Raw genomic sequence first — 19,508 nt, forward strand, 5'->3', positions numbered from 1 at the left:
GCGTGGAGGCGCGCCCAATGTACGCGCCCGGCGGAGCCCGGCAAGCGTGCGGCACCGCGTGTGCGTCGCTCGCGTGCGGAGCCATCGAACCTCACCAGCCCCGGACCCCGCGGATGCCCACTCCCGTCTTCACCGTACCGCTCTACTTTGACAGCGATCCCGGCGGCGTCAGCGACCCGGAGCGGCTGCGCCAGGGCATCTCCGCCGTGGAGCGCACAGGCGACTTCCTGTGGCTGGCCTGCGACGAAACGCCCACGCTGGAGCGCCTGAGCCTGCGCCCGGATGGCAGCTTCGGAGCGCACCGGACGTACCCCCTGGCCGACTTCATCGACCTCCCCGCCGACGGCGAGGTGGACGTGGAGGGGCTGGCCTACGCCGCGCCCTACCTGTGGGTGGTCGGCTCCAACAGCCGCAAGCGGAGTAAGGCGAAGGAGGGGGAGGACGACGCGGAGTGCATCGCGCGGCTCGCAAAGGTGGAGACCGACGCCAGCCGGTACTTCCTTGCGCGTATCCCCCTGGCGCAGGACCCGGACGGCGGTGGGCTGGTCCCCGTGCGCTCGTCTCCTGATCCGGGCAATCCGGAGGCAGAGCTGACCGCCGCGCGGTTGCGGGGGAAGGGGTCGAAGGGCGGCATCTTTCGCGAACTCCAGGAGGACGCGCACCTGGGCCGCTTCATGCGCATCCCGGGCAAGGACAACGGCTTCGACATCGAGGGGCTGGCGGTGCTGGGCGACCGAATCTTCGTGGGGCTGCGAGGCCCGGTGCTGCGCGGCTGGGCGATCATCCTGGAGCTGGAGCCCGTCCCCGACCGCGAGCGCCCGGACCGCCTGCGCCTCCGCAAGATCGGCGACGACGGGGAGCGTTACAGGAAACACTTCCTGGACCTGGAAGGGATGGGGATCCGCGACATCCGCCGCGACGGCGACGACCTCCTGGTGCTGGCCGGCGCCACGATGGACCTCTCTGCACCCTCGACGCTCTGGCGCTGGCCGGGCGGCGCGAAGTCCGAGCGGCCCTCGCTGGTGCGCGGCAACGAGCTGCACCCCGCGCTGCAGCTTCCGCACGAGCGCGCCCGCCGCGACGATCACCCGGAAGCCGTGGCGCTCTTCCCCGGCGGCGCGCGCGCCTCGGTGATGGTGCTGTACGATGCCGCGTCCGAGGGGAGGCTGGTGCCCGGCGGGGTGCTGGCGGACGTCTTCGAGCTGGACGAATGAGCATGAGCCAGGGCCCGGCGCACATCTTCATCAAAAAGGGCGACGCGCTGCGCGAGGTGGACGCGGCGCTGGCGCGATGCGCGGAGCGCGGGCTGGATCGCGCGGCGGCGGGGTTCAACAAGTATCTGTTCGCCACCCAGGCGGACCAGACGATCGTCTTCCTGGCGAGCCGCGACGCCGCCCTCGCCGTGGAGCTGCGCGCAATTCCCGGGTGGAGCGAGCCGGGCGATCAGCCGCTTCAATGAAGTGCGTGAGTGCGTGAGTGCGTGGGCACGGCGCGGATCCGGCCCCCGAGTCCGCGCAGGCGGACTTTGTGCTGTTGTTGCCGCGAGTTCACTCGCCCGGGCGGGTTGTGACAGGTAACGGGCCAGTTTTCACATTCCGGAGATTCGGATGCAGACGGGAGAGATCGCGCTTCAGCCGGTTCAGGACGAGGAGCTGAAGCAGACGCAGCTCACCACGATGAAGCGCCGCGCGACGGGGCTGCTGGTGCTGGCGTTCGTGGTGTACGTCGCGGCGCGGATACTGGAGACGCGCTGGCCCGGCTTCGGGTACCTGCGCGCTACCGCGGAGGCGGCCATGATCGGCGGGCTGGCAGACTGGTTCGCCGTCACCGCCCTCTTCCGCTACCCGATGGGGATCAAGATCCCCCACACCGCCATCATCCCCAACCGCAAGGACCGGATCGGGAGGAGCCTGGGGAACTTCGTCCAGAACAACTTCCTCTCCCCCGCCATCATCCGCACGCGCCTTCGCTCTGCGGGGGCGGCGCGAAAGGGGGCCGAGTGGCTCGCCCGCCCCGAGCACGGCGAGTCGGTGGGAAGGCACGCCGCGGCCGCCGTTTCGGGCGTGGTGCAGGTGCTGCGCGACGAGGACGTGCAGGAGATCATCCAGGACAACGTGATGGGCCGCGTGCGCAGGACCCAGGTCACTCCCGTGGTCGCGCGTGTCCTGTCACTTGTCACGCAGGACAACCGGCACCAGGAGCTGCTCGATTCCGCCATCCGCCTGCTGGGGCGCCTGGTGGACGAGAACCACGGGATGATCCGCGAGCGCATCGGCCGCGAGACGCCGTGGTGGGTGCCGACGCAGGTGGACGACAAGATCTTCGAGAAGCTGGTGGGGAGCGTGGAGAAGACGCTTCACGAGGTGGCCTCCGACCCCGGGCACCCGCTGCGGGCGCGCTTCAACGAGGCGGTCGCGGAGTTCATCGTGCGCCTCCAGGAGTCGCCTCAGACCATTGAGCGCGGCGAGGCGTTCAAGGAGGAGGTCCTCAGCCACCCCGCGGTGCGCGAGTACTCCGCCTCGCTGTGGGGCGACCTCAAGGCATCGCTCCTCAAGAACGCCGCCGACCCGGAGAGCGAGTTCCGCCGCCGCATCGGCCACGCCGTCACACGCGTGGGGCAGTCGCTGGTGGAGGACGAGGAGCTGCTGGAGAAGGTGGAGCTGTGGATCGAGAACGCGGTGATCTACGTGGTGGAGCAGTACCGCCACGAGATCGCGGGGCTCATCTCCACCACCGTAGCCGCGTGGGACCCGGAAGACACCACGCGCAAGATAGAGCTCCAGATCGGCAAGGATCTCCAGTTTATCCGCATCAACGGCACGCTGGTGGGCGGCCTCGCGGGGCTCGCGATCTACGCCATCGGGCGCGTCTTTGGGGTGTAGGCGTGCGGCGGCGCGGAGAATTCGATCTCCGCGCCGCCCTCGCGATGTACGAAATCGTTGCGGCAAAGCAGCCTGCGCATTAGCATCAGCCCGAGCCGCAGCATCTTTTTCGCCCGCCGTTCGAGTCCACCTACGTCCCGTCGACGCGCCCTTCGATCCGCCCGCGCGAAACTCGCACGGCGGCGCCGCGTACTCAGGTGGCGATCCAACCCGTGAAGCCGCAGGACCTTACCCACCGCGGCACCCGCCGCGCCACGCCCGAGGAGACCATGACCGAGTCCTACACCAGCGGAGCCCCCTTCGCACGCCGTACCCTCGTACAGCGCGCCATCGGCGCCGCCCGGCTGGACATCCCCACCTATGAAGAGGTGGAGGCCGATCGCGATGCCACCGGTCAGGCCGCCGTGGTGGTGGCGGTGGCGGCGGTCTGTTCCGCCATCGGCAGCATCGGCCAGGGGACGACCGGGATGATCGGAGGGCTGATCATGGCGATCGTCGGATGGCTCGTCTGGTCCGGCGTCACGTACCTGATCGGGACGATGCTCTTCGGCGGCACGGCGGATTGGGGCGAGCTGCTGCGCACCATCGGCTTCGCGCAGGCGCCCGGTGTGCTCTACATCCTGGGGATCATACCCATCCTGGGTGGACCGGTCAGGATCGTGGTGATGATCTGGATCCTGGTGGCGGGGATCGTCGCCATCCGCCAGGCGCTGGACGTGAGCACGGGGAAGGCGGTGCTCACCGCGATTGTCGGATGGCTGGCGCTTCTGATCCCGATGATGCTGCTCGGCGGGATGGCGGCGATGGCGGGCGTCGGCCGCTAACCGCGTCGCTTGTGACGTGGCGGATGGGGGGCGGGCTCCTGGCGCTGGTGCTGGCGGCGGCGTGCGCCCGCCCCGGCGCCGGACCCCTTCCCGAGCAGGCTCCGGACATCATCGGGGCCGTCACCGGCCGCCGCGAGGTGCAGGGCGGGGTGTCCGTGCGGATCCAGCAGGATTCCATGCGCAGCGCCGGCTACCCCGTGGCGCAGGTGACGGTGGGGAGCGGCGCGCGCGTCCTGCGGCGCACCGCCGGCGGTCTCGCCCCCGCCGCCGTGGAAGAGCTGCGGGTGGGCACGCGCGTGCAGGCGTGGTTCACCGGGCCCGTGCTGAGGTCCTACCCGGCGCAGGCCACGGCCCGGTTGGTGGTGATCGTGCCCGAGCAGGCTCCGTAAAACGGCAGAGAGTTCGCACAGGAAAACGCGGCGGCCGCTCCCAAAAGGGTGCGGCCGCCGACGTTTGTGGAGCGGACTTCCGGTCAGCGAGGCGACGCGCCTTCCAGCAGCACCGGCGCGTAACGCCGGTGATAGACGGGCGCCAGGCGGACGCAGAAGTCTTCGGCCGTGCCGCCGCGCGCCAGGAAACAGCGCATCAGCGCACACTGCAGTGCCACGTACGCCGCGAACCGCGACGGGCAACTCTCCACGTACCGACGAGCAACTTCCATGGTAACCTCCCTTGGGCGATGGACTTCGCCCGTACCCGTACTTCGCATCCGATGTGCCGCCCCTCTCATATCCAAACGTGGCGCAAATGCTGGGAGTTTCGTTGTGCGGGGAGGACGTGGGGTGGGGTGGGTGTCCCATGCGGGGAGCAGCGGGTGGCCCATGGGGGGTGCGAGGGGGGCCCTCACCCCCGGCTCGTTACACTCGCCTGCCCCCTCTCCCGATAACAGGAGAGGGCTCCGCCCTCTGTTATCGAGAGAGGGGGCGGAACCCCGCGCGCTGCACCGCCGCCCCTGTAGGGGCGTGATTTGTCGCGTCCGTGTCCCGCGTGCGCGCGTGGCCTTGGGGTACCCGAGCTGATCTCGCCCCCCAGTCCGCGCAGGCGGACTTTGTGCTGTTGTTGCTGCGAGTTCACTCGCCAGGCCTCAATCCACGTACGTCTCAAAGAAACCGGGGAGCCGCGCGACGATCCGCCCGCGCTCGCGGATGGTGGCGGTGCCGCGCATCTGGACGAAGTGGCGGCGGCGGGGGCGCTCGCGGTCGGTGAGGTGGACGGAGGCGACCTCGACGTCCACGCGGAGGGCGGTGGAGGGGTCCTCGAAGTGGAAGCGGCGGGGGACCTGGATCGTGCGGCCGGCGGACCGGGAGGGCTGCGACTCGGTGAAGCGGATGGGGCCGGGGCGGTGCACGCCGCGAACGCCGTCCGCATCCACCAGGTAGGCGAAGAGGCCCTCGGTGGTCGTGGAGTCGCCGCGGACGACGCCGTAGAGGAGCGACATCTCCTCGCCCGAGGCGGAGCCCCACTCCCACGACACGTTCCTCCACACGCCCCAGTTGTGGTCGTGGTACGCCTGCGCGCCGCGCACCGCCTCGCAGCGGGGAAGGCACACCGTCCCCTCTGCGCGGGCGAAGAGGGCGGGGGCAACGTAGCCGGAGACGAGCGCCGCGCCGCCGAGGTCGGTGGGGGGGAAGTAGCGGCGCGGAGCGGGGGTGACGCGAAGGTCCACGCGCGCGCCGCCCGCATCAGCAGTGACGTGGTAGACGCCGTTCTCCTGCTTCACCCCCGCGCGCTCGCCGAAGCGCAGGTCGGCGGAGGCGGTGTCGAAGCGGATCTCGCGGTCGGTGAGGTTGCGGGTGAGGGAGCGGTGGGTGCCGTCCGCCTCGCGAAGCGTCAACAGGATCTGGCCGCCCCACTGCCCCGGCGTCCCCACGCGCCCGCCGACGGCCAGCGTCAGGTACACCCAGCGGCGCTCGTCCAGCACGACGTTGAAGTAGTGCCACTCCGCCCAGGTGCTGTCGCGCGCCGCATCGCCGGTGGGCTGGTGGAAGTGGTCGATCTCGCGAAAGAGCTGGTCGGCGGTGGGCGCGGCCCATGCGCGGTCCGCGTCCGAGTCGTCCCACTTGCCGTTCAGCAGCGCGGGGAGCGCCCGCGCGGCCCGCGCCCGCGAGGGGATCTCGCCGGTGCCGACGGCCTTCCAGACCCGGCCGCGCGCGAACAGCTCCACCTGCTTGCCGTCCAGGAGCGGAGACGCCGCGACGACGCCGTGCTCCTGGCGCGCGCGCGGCGACTCCAGCACCTGGCGGTGGATGAAGCGCGCGTGGTCGATTCCCAGGAAGAGCGAAGCGACGCCGCCCGATTTGAGCATCTCCGCGCTTACGCCGGAGGGGACGACGACCACGTCGCCGCCGCCCACGAGTTCCTTGTCACGCGCCTGCTCCAGCATCGCCTCGCCCACGGCCAGGAGCACCACCATCACCGCCACGCCCAGCGCGTAGCCGCCCAGCAGGAAGAGGGCGCGCCCCGGGCGATTGCGCAGCTCGGCGAGCGCCAGGCGGAGGATCACGGGCGTTCTCCCGCGCTCACCACCAGCCCGTCCGCCATCTCCACCACGCGCGGCGCGCTCTCGGCCACCTTGGCGTCATGGGTGACGACGACCAGCGTCGTCCCCTCGCCGTTGAGGCGCGCGAAGAGGGCGATGATCTCGGCGCCGGTGCGGCGATCCAGCTCGCCGGTGGGCTCGTCGGCGAAGATCACCTCCGGCCGGTTCGCCAGCGCGCGCGCGATGGCCACGCGCTGCTGCTCGCCGCCGGAGAGGTGCGGCGGGCGGTGGCCCGTGCGGTGCCCGAGCCCCACGTAGTCGAGCAGCTCACGGGCGCGGTCGCGGCGCTCGCGCTTGGGGACGCCGGCCTCGGCCATGGGGAGCTCCACGTTCTCCGCGGCGCTGAGGACGGCCAGGAGGTGGAAGCGCTGGAAGATGAAGCCGACCTTCCGCAGCCGCAGGCGGGAGCGCGCCCCTTCCTCCAGCCCGTACAGGTCTTCACCCAGCAGGCGCACGGTCCCGCGGGTGGGCGGATCGATGCCGGCCAGCACGTTGAGCAGGGAGCTCTTTCCGCACCCCGACGGCCCCACCACTGCCACCATCTCGCCGGCGGCCACGTCCACCTCCACCCCGCGCAGCGCCCGCACGGCGTCGCCCTGGTAGGGGTATTCCTTGATGATACCGCGCGCCTCGATCACGTGGCGTGGCTGGCTTGTCACTTGTAACCCTGGTTGATGCGGGGTGCCCTCACCCCCGGCTCGTTACACTCGCCAGCCCCCTCTCCCGATAACAGGAGAGGGCTGCGCCCTCCTGTCATCGAGAGAGGGGGCGGAGGGCGGAGATCGGTGTGCTCTTCGGGGCCCGTCGCACTCCCCCGGCGCTCCTCCGGGACCCGCAAAGGTGCCGATGATGCGCCGATACGCTCCCCCCTCTCTCGGTAACAGAGGCGCCAGCCTCTCCTGTTATCGGGAGAGGGGGCTGGGGGGGTGAGGGGCCCCTCACTCCGCCTCTTCCCGTAGCGCCTGCGAGAGCGCGGAGCGCACGGCGGCGAGGCCGGGGATGCACCCGGCCAGCCCTCCGATGGCGATCACCAGGCCCATGGCGAGGGCAACGCGCTCGGCTTCCCAGGCGAAAAAGGTCATCCGGGCGGGGATGCCGGGGAAGGAGAGGAGGATGCGGTCCAGGCGGCGTGCCATCCACAGGCCCAGCGGGAGGCCGGCCAGGCACCCGACGGCGGCGAGGACGAGTCCCTCGGTGACCACGGCGAGCAGGATGCGGCCGCGCGCCACGCCGATCGCCCGCAGCGTCGCGATCTCGCCGAAGCGCTCGCGCACGCCGATGGTGACGATGGTGGAGATCAGGAGCGCCGTCACCACCATCGCGATGCTCCCCAGGATGGTGGCGAGCTGGCGGAAGTAGAGGAGGCGCCGGTCCATCTCGCGCATCAGCTCGCGCGTGGAGAGAGCGGTGACTTCCGGGATCGCGGCGGCGATGCGGCGCGCCAGGTCGTCGCCATCCGCCCCGTCGGCGACGGCGACGCCGAAGAGCGAGACCTCGCCGGGCCTTCCCGTCGCCCGCTGCACTTCGCCGATGGGCATGGCGAGGGAGCGCTGCTCCGCATAGTCGTACAGGAAGTCGCCCACGCCGCTCACGCGCACCGTGCGCGTGTCGCGGCGCCCCAGCGACACGTCCGCGCCCGCGAGCAGCAGCGTGCTCCCCACGCGGATGCCGTCCAGCCGCGCCATCGGCTCGCTGACCACCACTTCGCCAGGGCCGGGCTCGCGGCCCTCCACGATGCGGTAGAGGAACTGCGCGCCGGGGGTTATCCCCGTGGTGAAGAGCGGCGCCCCGGCGGAGTCGCCGCGCACCACGCGGAACTGCGCGCCCAGCACCGGCGCGACGGACTTCACCCCCGGGATGCGTGCGATGCGCGCGCCCACCGCGTCGCCACCGGGGATGCCGGCCTCGCTATCGAAGGGGAGGATTCCCTTCGGCGTTACGCGTAACGCATAGCCGCTCACCCCCAGCAGCTCGCCGAAGGAGCGGGTGAGGCCGGAGGCGAGCATGGTCATGTCCAGCAGGAGCGCGGCGGACACGGCGATCCCCGCCAGCGCCAGCGCCGTGCGCCCGCGGCGGCGCCCCAGCGCGCGCAGCGAGGCGGCTACGATCACCGCTCCCCCAGCTTCTGCGGCGCGACCTGCACCACGCGCCAGGCGGCGAGCGCTCCCGCCAGGGCGCCCAGCGCCAGCCCCAGCAGCGCCGCCAGGACGACGATGCGAGGCGTTACAAGTGCGAAGCGCAGCGTGGTGTCGTAGACCTGCGCATAGTAGGCATTGACGATGCGCGCCACGATCATCCCGAGCACCGCCCCTGCCGCGCTCCCCACCACCGCGATCGCGATCGCCTCCAGCACGATGGCGCGGAAGACGGTGCCGCGGCTCACCCCGATCAGCCGCAGCACTCCCATGTCGCGGCGCCGCTCGTCCACCCGAATCACCATCACGCAGAGGAGGAAGATGGCGCTTGCCAGGATCGTCACGATGCCGATGGCGTCGTGGAAGCGGGAGACTACGGCAAAGGTGGCGCTGGTGCGCTCGGCCAGCCCCGTGCTGGAGTAGGCGCGCGTGCCGAGCGCCGTCGTCTCGATCCACCGCGCCGCCGAGTCGCCCCGCGCGCCGGGGGCGAGCACCACGGCGAAGCGGTCCACGCGGTCGTGGTTGGGGAGGAGGGCTTCCAGGTCGGGCAGGTGGAAGCGGACCTCGAGGTCGTTGCGGGCGATGCGGTTGGGGTCCGCGGCGCGCTCAAAGATGCCGGCGACGACGAAGGGGCGCGGTGGGTGGCCGCTAGCCAGGGCGCGCACGCGGACGGTGTCGCCCACCTGCAGCGGTACGGTCTCGGCCACGCGTCGCTCGATCAGGAGGCCGGGCACGGGATCGGCTGCCAGTGCCGCGGCGAGCGCCAGGCTCAGGAGCAAAGGGTCCTCTCGGTCATGCGGGGGAAGCTAGCCGGTGAAAAGCAGGTACGTCCAGCGGGGGGTTGGTGGATGCAGTGGGCGGTGCGGAGGGCGGGGGTCAGGAGGGAGGTGAGGGTGGGCAGGCACCGCAGGTCTGACCCTACCGTCTCGTGATAAGTTATGGGTCGGGCGGCAGGTGGTGGGGGAGGGTAAGGGTGAAGGTGCTGCCGGTGCCGGGGGCGCTGCGGACGGTGAGGTCACCGCCCAGGATGCGCGCGTACTCGCGTGCCAGGGGGAGGCCCAGGCCGGTGCCGCCCTCGCGGCGCGTCATCGTGGGCTCCACCTGGTAAAAGGGCTCCCAGACGCGCTCCACGTGCTCGGCGGCGATTCCGGGGCCGGTGTCCTCCACTTCGACCGCCACGCCGCCGTCGTGGGGGCGGACGCGCACGACCACTCCACCATGCTCGGTGAACTTGAGCGCGTTGCCGACCATGTTCGTGAGGATCTGGCGCACCATCCCCAGATCCGTGCGGATGCGGGGGGTGGCCTCGGATTCGATTTGAAGCGTGAGGTGCTTGCGCTCGGCGGCGCCGCACAGGGCGTCCACCACCGAGCCGGCGAGGGAGACGAGGTTCACCTCCTCCGGCTCGGGGCGCTTGGCGCCGGCTTCGAGGCGCGCGACGTCCAGCACCTGCTCGATGAGGCCGAGGAGGTGGCGCTGCGACGCCCGCATCCGCGAGAGGGCGTGCGCCTGGCGCTGGTTGACGGCGCCGTAGATCTCGTCCGCCATCAGCGAGGCGTACCCCTCCAGCGCGTTCAGCGGGGTGCGCAGCTCGTGGCTCATCGTCGCCAGGAAGTTGCTCTTGGCGTGGCTGGCCTCCTGCGCCGCCTCGTACAGCCGCGCGTTGCGCACGGCGATGGCGGCGTGGTTCGCCAGGAGCGAAAGGAGGCGCAGGTGCTCGCCGGTAAAGGCGGGGGCGCCCGGCGGGTTCACCACGGCGATCACGCCCAGCCCCTCGTCGCCCACGCGGAGCGGCGCCGCGGCGAGCACGCCTACACCGAGCTGTGACAGGTTACGCAGCGGCGCGGGCGCGTCGGGATCGCCGGTGTCCAGGATGAGCGGCGCGCCGCCGCGGAGGACCTGCTCGGTGAGCGAGCCCGCCAGCACCCCCTCCAGCCCCTGGATGGGCACCAGCGGCCCGGTCGCTACGGCCGTCCTCACCCGGTCCTGCGCCTTGCCCGTCACCAGCGTCAGCCCCGCACCCGCGGCGCCCGTCAGCTCCTCCGCGATCCCGACGATGCGCGCCGTCACCTCGGCGGGGTCGAGGGTGGAGGAGAGCGCCTCGGCGGCGGCGAGAAGGGCGCGGCTCTCGTCGGCGCGACGCCGCTCGCCTGCCAGGAGGCGGGCGTTGTGCATCGCCATGGCGGCGGAGTCGGCCAGAGCCTCGAGCACCCGGACGTCTTCCGGGGTGAAGGGCTCGGCGCGGTCCACCACGCCGAGGACGCCGAACGACTCACCGAAGGCGCGCATCGGCGCCAGGATGACGTTGCGCACGCCCAGCCGATGAAAGGTCGCGAGCGTTCCCGTGCCGCCGGGGATCTCGCCCGGCGAGTTGTAGACCAGGGTGCGCCCCTCGCGCTGCACGATCTCCAGCGACGAGCCGGCGAGCGGGAAGACGGCCCCGTTCACCTGCGCCATGATGCCGAGCGCCGGCCCCACGCGCGCCCTGCCGTCCCCGCGCGCCGCGTTCACGTAGGCGCCGCGCGATCCCAACAGCTCCATGGCGGAGCGGGTCGCGAGATCCAGCACGCGCGCGGGGTCCAGCTCGGACACCAGGAGGCGCCCGATCTCGCGGAGGGCGCGGCTCTCCTCGGCGCGCAGGGCGGCGTCGGCGGCGGCGGCTTCGGCCTCCACCTGGCGCTCGATCAGCGCCCGCTCCAGCCGCAGCCGCTCGGTGATGTCGTAGAAGGCGACCATTGCGCGGTCCACCTCCCCCGCCGCGTCGCGCAGCGGCACGCCTATCCCCAGCACCGTGCGCTCCTTTCCGTCCGGCAGGGGGATGACCATCTCCACCTCGGGCGTCGCCTCGCCGCGGAGGGCGCGAACCAGGGGGATATCTTCCGGGTCAAAGGGCTCGCCGGCGGGGGTGCGGAGCGGCCAGTGCGCCAGGTAGCTCCCCGCGTCGTCGTCGCCCAGCTCTTCCGACGTGCGCCCGCCCAGGCTGGCGCCCGCGGGGTTGACGTACGCGATCCTCCCCTCCGGCGCCCACGCTACCACCACGCCGACCGGCAGCGTGTCGAGGATGTCGAAGAGGGCCCGCCGCTCCGCCTCGGCCGCACGGCGGGCGCGCACCGGGTTCGTCACCTCCACCGCGACGACGAGGAGGTGGCGGCGGCCGTCCGGGACGTCCACCATGCGCACGTTCAGCCGCAGCCACACCGGGCGCGGCCCGGTGGGAGGCACGCGGAGCTCCGCCACTTCCCACGGCTCGCCGGTCTCCACCACCCGCTTCACCCGCTGCTCCGCCTCCGACCCCGCCCAGCCCGGGACGATCTCGGCCGGCGTGTGCCCCGCCAGCGAGCCCGGCGCGCGCCAGGGGGCGGTGAGCAGGGTGTGGCAGGCGGCGTTGGCCTCGCGCACCTCCAGCGTCTCCGCATCCAGCAGCGCGACGGCGACGGGGAGGTGGGCGACCATCGATGCCAGGCGCGCTTCGCGCGTGGCGGCCGTTTCGGGCGCGGGAGTGGCGCGCGGGGTGGCGTGCCGCACGTGAACGCGCAGGTCGCCGGAGGGGAGCGGCTCGGCCTCCACCTCCCAGGTGCGCCCGGCCCCGCGCGCGCCCGCCACACGGAAGCAGACGGCGGCGCGGTCCTCCATCGCCCGCTCCAGCGACTCGGCCTCCGGCGTCCCGCGCCACCCCGGGAGCGCATCCCACAGCGACGACACCCCCTCGCGCTTCCCCAGCAGGTGGAGGATCTCCAGCAGCGAGGCGTTTACGTAGCGGAAGCGCCAGTCCGGCGCCAGCACGCACACGCCTTCACGCGCGGCGCCGTAGCGCGCTTCGTGGTCGCGGTGGCGGGCTTCTGGGCTGGGCATGGCGCGGGGCCAGGGTGTGCGTGACGGAACCGGCGGTGTGGTGGCAAGAAGACGGCCACCCGTGATCTCGCACGGAGGGACGGACGCACCGAGAAAGAATCGCCTACATGCCTCTGTGGTCCCAGCTTGAGCCGGAACGCGTCAGGTCAGTTCTGATAGCGGTCGGATGCCTGGGATGCTCTCCACCATCGCTCGCTCCTCCGACGCGAGGTCGAGGAGGTGGCGCGGGTCTCCGGTAATGTGGTACTCCGCGCCGGCGTCTAGCAGCCGTACTCCAAGTTCCAGCTCTGGATACGTCCCGGCGAGCGAGTTCCAGAGGCGGACCCACTCCCGCAACGCGTCAGGTGCGATCACAGTATTTGCGATCACTCCCAACGACTTCACAACTGCGGTTGAGAGGATAGGGAGCAGACCGCGTTGCGCGTAGAGCCCCGCGACCGACGCCATCTCGCCGCTCCAATGTGAGCTCGATCGGGCTTCTAGCCACCGCTTCAGTATTTCTTCACTAGCCCCCAGATCAGTTGTAGTCTCTTCCAACCTTATCGGAATTATGGCAAGAGCGGAGAGCGCCTGTTCCCATTCTCCGCTGTCGGCTAGGAGCTTAGAGATGCGGAATTGCAGCGGACGGCCTCCCGGTGTCAGCTCCATTGCCCTCTGATATCGTGCGATTGCTTCGCTCCGTTTATTTGCGAGCTCCAGTGAGTAACCCGCTAATGCCTGGATGACGAAATCGTCGGGCGCGAGTTCAGCCGCTCTTACAGATGCGTCTGCTGCCGCCTCTGGATTGTGCCGGGCATGTTCAACGCTGCTTAATGTTATCCATGCAAGCGATTCGTTTGGGTCTAGCTCGACCGCACGTAGAAGTTGCAACTCCCCCTGCTCTAATTTCCCCATATCGAGCAGTAGTTTTCCAAGTAGTGCTCTCGTGTGTGCGGTTTCTTCTAGAGCGATGGCCTCGGTGTAAGCTTCAACACCCTCAATAGTACGCCCAACAGACGCAAGAGCAGATCCTCGTATCCGAAGGAACCACGGGTCTTTCTCCGCCTCAGGCGTGTCCATCACGAGTTGGAGCACATCGTCAAACCGCCTCATTGCCATGTACACGATCCCAATAAGACGGGTTAATACTCGCTGGTTAGTATCTAATTTGCTTACTTCCTGAAGGCACTCTAGACATTGCTCAAACTGCTGCAAATTGAATAAACTATCTGCTTTGCGCATGTAATCGGTAGGTGCTCCCCGCATGTGAACGAGCAGTTCGGCGAATTCCAACGCCTGCGGAAAATCTCGTTGATCGCTGGATCTCAAAAATTGTTCTTCCCACGCGCGGATTTGGTTGTCCTGGGAAAACGAGGTCATATCCCATTCATTCAGCGCGCGAAAGAAATATTCCCGGTCCATTGGGTTCATTGTTTCGGTGGACTGCAGCCGCTTCTCCAGTTCGGCTTTTGTATACCAGTATCGCAGGAAGTCGACGAACAGGCGGATCGGCTCTCCTCGTTGCTTCTTCACCTCAAGTGAGAGGCGGAGCAGAGGCTCCATAAGCTCGTAGTACGATTCGCGGCCCACGCTGAAGGAGCGGACGAAGCCGCGTTCTTTGAGCAACTTGAGCTGGGCGGATGCCGTCTGCTGCGTGATGAAGCAGCGTTGCGCGATCTCCTTTACTGGGACGGCGTGCCGGATTTCACACAGAAAGTCGACGACCTTCCGTTGCTGCGGCGAGAGTGACTGCATCCGCGCCTGGTAGTACGGCGTCAGGTGGTCCATCGTGGTCAGGAATGGATCCACCAGCTCGTCCAGGGTCTCGCGTGTGAGGAATTCGGAAAAGATGACGTAGATCCGATGGTTGCCCCCCGCGAGGTGGTGCACCGCACGGATTCGTGCGCGCCCGACCGGGGTGCTGACGAAAGAGGCCAGGTCTTCGCGACCGCTGAGCTCCGCGATCTTCTGGAGGAGCTCGATCGCCTCATCGACCGAGAGCTCCTTCAGGTGGCGGACTCGAAAGAACCCGTAGAATGGCGAGCTCTGGAGGGAGATCCCGCTGAACAGACCCGGTGCGGTCGCGAGGATGGTCCACGAAGCGCGGTCCTGCAGATACGCGCGGAATTGCTGCTGCCCTACGTCGTCCAGCCCCTCGAATAACTGATCGAGGTTCTCGGTGAGCAGGAAGACTGTGCGGTCGCCAACGAACTCGTCCAGCAACGCGACGGCTTCGCGTTCGGCTTGCTCCGGCTTGTGCGCGAAGAGCCCGTCAATCCTCGGGGCCATCCCAACCTGCGGATATTCCTCATCCAGCGCGCGCAGGACTCGGATTACGAAATCTAGGAATGACGCGATCCCCCACTCCTCCTCGCGCAGCCACGCAATCCGAATCTGGTCCGCCAGCTCGGGTATGGCGCGAACACGGTGGTAGACGAGGGACGCGAGGTGCGTCTTGCCGATGCCGCGTGGGCCGACGATCAGTGTGTGGTGCTTGGCGGTGCCGAGGACGCTTTCGCGGACGAGGGTAACGAGGCGGCTCGCCAGGCGTTTGCGCTGGACGAAGATCCGCTCGATCACGTCCTCGGGCATCATGCTCGGGGTGAAGTGCGAAAGGAAGGTGACCATTGTCAGAGGCCTCGATGAAGGCGCCACCAGCGGCGGATGATGGGGACGCGGAATGAGTACGTGCCGTCGCGCGGATTCTGCACGACGTAGTGGTCGCGCTTCAGGAGGTCGAGCGTGTCGTGAACGTCCTGCTTGGCGATTCCGGTATGCTGTGCGTCCACGGCATTGCGCAGCTCGGCGAAGGGAACCGCATTTTCAGCGGTCGCGAGGTGATCGAGAATCGCGAACGCGACATCGATGGCTTCACCTTCGTAGTACGTGCGGATACGCTCCACGTAGTGGCGCAGGTGCCAGGGGTCCTGCGCGTCGGCGAGGCGTTCCTCGATGATCGCATCCACGGCCGCGGTACTGTGGTCGTCCCGCTCCGTCAGGCTGTCGACGACGTGGTGGATGTAGAACGGGAGCCGGTCCACTGCCTCCGCGATATGCCCGGCGAGCGCATCGGGGTCCGCGGACGTGAGCTGCTCGCCGTCGACCAGGCGCCGCGCGAGCGTCCTTGCGTCGGATTCCGAGAGTGACTGCATGTCGATGGTGAGCATGTCGTTCACCGGATCGTTCGCGTAACCGCCGCGCTTCAGCGACGACAGCACGTTGTGCAGCCCAATTGACCCGGTGAACACCATCCGAACGGTCGCGTGGTGCTGGCGGAGCGCCCTCAGCGAGTCCAGTACGTCCATCGCGAGCTCCTCCCCGAAGCGCGCCTTGAGGTTGTAGAGCATCAGCGGGATCTCGTCCCAGAAAAAGAGGACCTGCTGCTTCTGGAAGCTCGCGAGATCCGCGATGGTCGCGTCGAGGAGCGCCTTCCAATCCTGGTCATCGAAGGCGGGGAACTTGATGACGGCTCCCATCTCGAATCCTGCTAGCGCGCCCATCAGTGCGCGTGCGCGGCTTTTGCCACGATCCCGGGCACTGAGACTGCTGTCGACGTCCTCCACCACCTTCTGCACGAACTCCAGAGGGGTTCGCACTCCCTCGAGATCGCGGTAGAAGACGAGCGTGCCGGAAGGGCATTCAAGCTTCATCTTCTTCAACACGGTGGTCTTGCCGATCCGGCGCTCGGCCGTGAGCAGAACACTCTGACGGTCCAGGACCTTCCAAAGGCGATCGATTAGCGCGCCGCGGCCGATTACCTCCGATGGTGCGATCTGACCTCCTGGGTTCGCTCTCATAACGGGGATCTCCCATCGTACGTTGAAACCGTTGTACGTTGATTTCAACGTATAACTAGCGTCGTTCGCAAGCAAGGGGCTGCGTTGGTCGGAGGACGCCACAACATTTGTTTTCACTTCGTTCAGTATTGACTGAACGAAACGAACGCTATAGTTTGCGGTCCTCGAAATCCCCTGACCCGGTGAGCGAATGGAAGGATCGGTACAGCAGTTCGTGGAGCGGATGGGGCTCCTTTGCGAGCGCGAGGGGATGCCCCGCGGGGCCGGGCGCATGTTCGGGCTCCTGCTGATCGGCGACCGGGCGTACTCGCTGGACGAGCTCGCGGAGAAGCTGCAGGCGAGCAAGGCGTCCGTCAGCACCAACGCGCGCATGCTGGAGTCGCTGGGGCTCATCGAGCGGGTGTCGTCGCTGGGGGACCGGCGTGACTTCTACCGCGCGGGCGACGATCCGTGGGAGAGGATGCTCCGCGTGGCGCAGGGGCGCTGGATGGACATGATCCAGCTCTTCGACGAGGCCCGCGAGAGCCTCCCCGCCGACCGCGCCGTGGGGTGCGAGCGCCTGTGCGGGGCGGCCCGCTTCCACCGGCTCCTGGTGGACCGGGTGGAAGGACTGATCCAGGAGTGGAAGGAGACCCGCCGCGCCAGCCGCCGCACCGCGGGCGATGCGGCGTGACGCGAAACAGCGCGGCCGGTGGTTCGGCCTCGCCCCGAAACCTTGAGACGAAACGTTCAGACATGAGATCGCATAAAGGGTATCGCCGCGCGGCGGCCGCCCTCTTCCTACTTGCATTCGCGCCCCCGCTGGCGGCCCAGACGCCGGTGGCCGGGCGACCCGGGGCCGGCGCGACGCTCTCGCTGGATGACGCGCTGCGCGTGGCCGAGGACGCCAGCGAGACGGTGGCCGTTGCGCGGGCCGGGGTGACGCGGGCGCGCGGGCAGGTGCTGCAGGCGCGCAGCCAGCGGCTTCCGCAGATCGCCGGGAACCTGTCGTACTCGCGCACGCTGGCTTCGCAGTTCGCGGGGTTCGGGGGCGCCGGTGGGGACACCACGGGAACGGGTTCGATCGCCGGGTGTCCCGTGCCGCCGCCCACCGGGCCGTACACGCCCAACCCGGCGCTCCCCATTGCACAGCGGGTGGACTCGCTGGAGCAGCGGCTGCGCTGCGCGGGGCAGGGGGCGAACCCTTTCGCGGGGCTCAGCAGCGCCGGCTTCGGCAGCGAGAACACCTGGCGCTACGGGGTGACGGCGCAGCAGAACCTGTTCAACGGCGGCGCGCTCAACGCGCAGAACCGCATCGCGGACGCGGGGCGGCGCGTGGCCGAGGTGACGCTGAGCACCCAGCGCGCGCAGCTCGCCCTGGACGTGACGCAGGCGTACTTCGACGCGGGGCTCGCCAACCAGCTGGTCGACATCGCGGAGGCGACGCTGGCGCAGGCGGAGACGACGCTGCGGCAGACGACGCTCGCGCGGCAGGTGGGGAACCAGCCGGAGTTCGACCTGCTGCGCGCCCAGGTCTCGCGCGACAACCTGCGCCCGGTGCTCATCCAGCGCCGGGCCGAGCGCGACCTGGCGTACCTGCGCCTCAAGCAGCTCCTGGACCTTCCGGCCGACGCGCCCATCACCCTCACCACGCCGCTGGACGACGCGCGGCCGGTGTCGGTGGCGCGCTTCGCCAGCCGCGACGGGGCGCTGGGCGACACATCCACCGCGTTGCGCGCGCCCGTACGGCAGGCGGCGGAGGCGGTGCGCGTGCAGGAGGAGCAGCGGCGGATCGCGCGGGCGGCCTCGCTGCCGAGCGTGGCGCTGACCTTCAGCTACGGGCGGGTGGCGTTCCCGCAGGAAGTGCTTCCCGCGTACGACGACTTCCGCACCAACGCCAGCGTGGGGGCGGGGCTCTCGGTGCCCATCTTCACCGGCGGGCGGCTGCGCGGCGAGCGGCTGGTGGCCGAGGCCAACCTTGCCGAGGCGCAGGCGCAGTACCGCCAGACTCGCGAGGCGGCGTCACTCGATACGCGCACCGCGCTGGAGCAGCTGGAGGCGGCGCAGGCGTCGTGGCAGGCATCGACCGGCACGGTGGAGCAGGCGCGGCGCGCGTACTCCATCGCCGAGATCCGCTACAGGGAAGGGATCTCCACGCAGATCGAGGTGGCGGACTCGCGCATCCTCCTGCAGCAGGCGGAGGCCAACCGCGCCCAGGCCGCGCGGGACCTGGCGGTGGCGCGCGTGAGGCTGGCGCTCCTTCCCGACCTCCCGTTCAACCTGGGCGGCGCGGCGCGCATGCCGGCTTCGGGCGCGGGGCAGAACACACAACAGCAGCGGCCGCGACAGCAGCAGCCGCCCGCGACGGATCCCACACAGGCGGCGTTTACCGGAGGCGGTCAATGAGGAATAGAGGAATGCGCGGCTTCGCGGCGGCGTCGGTGCTGGTGCTTGCGGCGTGCGGGCGGGAGTCGGACGCGGCGGTGGCCAAGGGGCCGGCGGAGATCGTGCTGGGACCGGAGGCGATCGAGGTCGTGTCCACCCGCGAGGTGTCGTCCGGGCCCACGCTTTCCGGCACGCTGGCGGCGGAGCGGGAGGCGACGGTGACGGCGCAGCTCGGCGGGACCGTGTTACAGGTGACGGCGGACCGCGGGCAGCCAGTGCGCGCGGGGCAGACGCTGGGGCGCATCGACGACTCCGCGATCCGCGACGCGGTGATCTCGGCGCAGTCCGGGGTGAGGTCGGCGCAGATCAGCGTGAGCACGGCGCAACGCAACGCGGAGCGCGCGGCCACGCTCAACCAGGCCGGCGCCGTGGCGGACCGCGACCTTGAGCTGGCGCGCACTCAGCTGGCGACGGGTCAGGCGCAGCTCGCCGACGCCCGCACGCGGCTGGCGCAGGCGCGGAAGCAGCAGTCCAACACCATCATCTCCGCGCCGATATCAGGCATCGTGAGCGCGCGGCCGGTGAGCGCGGGCGACGTGGTGCAGCCGGGGACGCCGCTCTTCACCATCATCGACCCCGGCAGCATGCGGCTGGAGGCGGCGGTGCCGGCGGAGCAGCTCAGCGCGCTTCGCATCGGGACGCCGGTGAGGTTCACCATCAGCGCGTACCCGGGGCGCACCTTCACCGGCACCATCCAGCGCATCTCCCCCGCGGCCGACCCGGCCACGCGGCAGATCCCGGTGGTGGTGACGATCCCCAACCAGGACGGGGTGCTGGTCGCCGGCCTCTTCGCCGAGGGGCGGGTGCAGGCGGGGGCGCGGCAGGCGGTCACGGTGCCGGCGGACGCGGTGGACGAGCGCGGCGTAGCGCCCAGCGTGCTGCGGCTGCGCGCCGGCAAGGCGGAGCGGGTGACGGTGCAGCTCGGCGCGCGCGATTCGGAGACGGACCGCGTGGAGGTGATCACGGGGCTGGCGCCAGGCGACACGGTGCTGGTGGGCGCGGCGGTCGGCACCACGCCGGGAGCTCCCGTACGGGTGCGCGCCGCGGGCGCCGCCCCGGCCCGGTAAGGAGAGCGC

At 69.9% G+C, this 19,508-nt stretch carries 16 protein-coding genes; 8 read left to right on the top strand and 8 right to left on the bottom strand.

What is annotated here, in order from left to right; all coding sequences use genetic code 11:
* The first annotated feature begins 113 nt into the window (after nt 1–113).
* The 5 genes from VF584_05595 to VF584_05615 all read left to right on the top strand — a co-directional run bounded on the left by VF584_05595 (nt 114) and on the right by VF584_05615 (nt 4,095).
* Nucleotides 114–1,214, top strand: coding sequence for a DUF3616 domain-containing protein (locus VF584_05595; GenBank protein ID HEX8209640.1), 1,101 nt, complete (start codon nt 114–116; stop codon nt 1,212–1,214).
* Nucleotides 1,211–1,459 carry a hypothetical protein gene (locus VF584_05600; protein HEX8209641.1) on the top strand — a complete coding sequence of 83 codons (249 nt, stop codon included), beginning with the start codon at nt 1,211–1,213 and terminating at the stop codon, nt 1,457–1,459. The genes VF584_05595 and VF584_05600 overlap by 4 nt, the downstream gene beginning before the upstream one ends.
* Before the next feature lie 148 nt (nt 1,460–1,607).
* Nucleotides 1,608–2,882, top strand: coding sequence for a DUF445 domain-containing protein (locus VF584_05605; GenBank protein ID HEX8209642.1), 1,275 nt, complete (start codon nt 1,608–1,610; stop codon nt 2,880–2,882).
* A gap of 197 nt (nt 2,883–3,079) precedes the next feature.
* Nucleotides 3,080–3,706 (top strand): YIP1 family protein, encoded by a 627-nt coding sequence (locus VF584_05610; protein HEX8209643.1) that lies wholly within the window; start codon nt 3,080–3,082, stop codon nt 3,704–3,706.
* An 11-nt stretch (nt 3,707–3,717) separates the two neighbouring features.
* Nucleotides 3,718–4,095: a DUF3221 domain-containing protein gene (locus VF584_05615; protein HEX8209644.1), complete on the top strand. Its 378-nt coding sequence runs from the start codon at nt 3,718–3,720 to the stop codon at nt 4,093–4,095.
* An 83-nt stretch (nt 4,096–4,178) separates the two neighbouring features.
* Here VF584_05615 and VF584_05620 read toward each other — a convergent pair whose 3' ends face one another.
* The 8 genes from VF584_05620 to VF584_05655 form a co-directional block, all read right to left on the bottom strand.
* Nucleotides 4,179–4,367: a hypothetical protein gene (locus tag VF584_05620; protein HEX8209645.1), complete on the bottom strand. Its 189-nt coding sequence runs from the start codon at nt 4,365–4,367 to the stop codon at nt 4,179–4,181.
* A gap of 423 nt (nt 4,368–4,790) precedes the next feature.
* Nucleotides 4,791–6,209, bottom strand: coding sequence for a hypothetical protein (locus tag VF584_05625; GenBank protein ID HEX8209646.1), 1,419 nt, complete (start codon nt 6,207–6,209; stop codon nt 4,791–4,793).
* A complete protein-coding gene (locus tag VF584_05630; protein ID HEX8209647.1) occupies nt 6,206–6,904 on the bottom strand; it encodes an ABC transporter ATP-binding protein in 699 nt (232 codons plus the stop codon). The genes VF584_05625 and VF584_05630 overlap by 4 nt, the downstream gene beginning before the upstream one ends.
* 279 nt (nt 6,905–7,183) lie before the next feature.
* On the bottom strand, nt 7,184–8,356 hold the full coding sequence (locus tag VF584_05635; GenBank protein ID HEX8209648.1) for an ABC transporter permease: 1,173 nt from the start codon (nt 8,354–8,356) through the stop codon (nt 7,184–7,186).
* The gene (locus VF584_05640) at nt 8,353–9,159 is read right to left on the bottom strand and encodes an FtsX-like permease family protein (protein HEX8209649.1); all 807 of its coding nucleotides are present in this window, start codon (nt 9,157–9,159) and stop codon (nt 8,353–8,355) included. Before VF584_05640 ends, VF584_05635 begins: the two co-directional genes overlap by 4 nt.
* Nucleotides 9,160–9,316: 157 nt before the next feature.
* Nucleotides 9,317–12,232: a PAS domain-containing protein gene (locus VF584_05645; GenBank protein HEX8209650.1), complete on the bottom strand. Its 2,916-nt coding sequence runs from the start codon at nt 12,230–12,232 to the stop codon at nt 9,317–9,319.
* Between the two features lie 141 nt (nt 12,233–12,373).
* Complete coding sequence (locus VF584_05650; GenBank protein ID HEX8209651.1) at nt 12,374–14,839, bottom strand: MarR family transcriptional regulator; 2,466 nt, start codon at nt 14,837–14,839, stop codon at nt 12,374–12,376.
* Nucleotides 14,840–14,841: 2 nt separating this feature from the next.
* Nucleotides 14,842–16,008, bottom strand: a complete 1,167-nt coding sequence (locus VF584_05655; protein ID HEX8209652.1) for an AAA family ATPase — start codon at nt 16,006–16,008, stop codon at nt 14,842–14,844.
* A 190-nt stretch (nt 16,009–16,198) separates the two neighbouring features.
* Here VF584_05655 and VF584_05660 point away from each other — a divergent pair, with 190 nt between their 5' ends.
* The 3 genes from VF584_05660 (at nt 16,199) to VF584_05670 (ending at nt 19,499) form a co-directional block, all read left to right on the top strand.
* Nucleotides 16,199–16,681: a MarR family transcriptional regulator gene (locus VF584_05660; protein ID HEX8209653.1), complete on the top strand. Its 483-nt coding sequence runs from the start codon at nt 16,199–16,201 to the stop codon at nt 16,679–16,681.
* 62 nt (nt 16,682–16,743) lie between these two features.
* Nucleotides 16,744–18,393 carry a TolC family protein gene (locus tag VF584_05665; GenBank protein HEX8209654.1) on the top strand — a complete coding sequence of 550 codons (1,650 nt, stop codon included), beginning with the start codon at nt 16,744–16,746 and terminating at the stop codon, nt 18,391–18,393.
* The gene (locus VF584_05670) at nt 18,390–19,499 is read left to right on the top strand and encodes an efflux RND transporter periplasmic adaptor subunit (GenBank protein HEX8209655.1); all 1,110 of its coding nucleotides are present in this window, start codon (nt 18,390–18,392) and stop codon (nt 19,497–19,499) included. Before VF584_05665 ends, VF584_05670 begins: the two co-directional genes overlap by 4 nt.
* Nucleotides 19,500–19,508 lie beyond the last annotated feature (9 nt).

This window comes from Longimicrobium sp., assembly GCA_036389135.1.
GTDB lineage: Bacteria > Gemmatimonadota > Gemmatimonadetes > Longimicrobiales > Longimicrobiaceae > Longimicrobium.

Bases quoted from the DNA above. Each gene is read 5' to 3' on its own strand.
- VF584_05600 (HEX8209641.1), top strand. From the start codon at position 1,211: ATGAGCATGAGCCAGGGCCCGGCGCACATCTTCATCAAAAAGGGCGAC.
- VF584_05620 (HEX8209645.1), bottom strand. From the start codon at position 4,367: ATGGAAGTTGCTCGTCGGTACGTGGAGAGTTGCCCGTCGCGGTTCGCG.
- VF584_05665 (HEX8209654.1), top strand. From the start codon at position 16,744: ATGAGATCGCATAAAGGGTATCGCCGCGCGGCGGCCGCCCTCTTCCTA.
- VF584_05670 (HEX8209655.1), top strand. From the start codon at position 18,390: ATGAGGAATAGAGGAATGCGCGGCTTCGCGGCGGCGTCGGTGCTGGTG.
- VF584_05655 (HEX8209652.1), bottom strand. From the start codon at position 16,008: ATGAGAGCGAACCCAGGAGGTCAGATCGCACCATCGGAGGTAATCGGC.
- VF584_05605 (HEX8209642.1), top strand. From the start codon at position 1,608: ATGCAGACGGGAGAGATCGCGCTTCAGCCGGTTCAGGACGAGGAGCTG.
- VF584_05660 (HEX8209653.1), top strand. From the start codon at position 16,199: ATGGAAGGATCGGTACAGCAGTTCGTGGAGCGGATGGGGCTCCTTTGC.
- VF584_05645 (HEX8209650.1), bottom strand. From the start codon at position 12,232: ATGCCCAGCCCAGAAGCCCGCCACCGCGACCACGAAGCGCGCTACGGC.
- VF584_05595 (HEX8209640.1), top strand. From the start codon at position 114: ATGCCCACTCCCGTCTTCACCGTACCGCTCTACTTTGACAGCGATCCC.
- VF584_05650 (HEX8209651.1), bottom strand. From the start codon at position 14,839: ATGGTCACCTTCCTTTCGCACTTCACCCCGAGCATGATGCCCGAGGAC.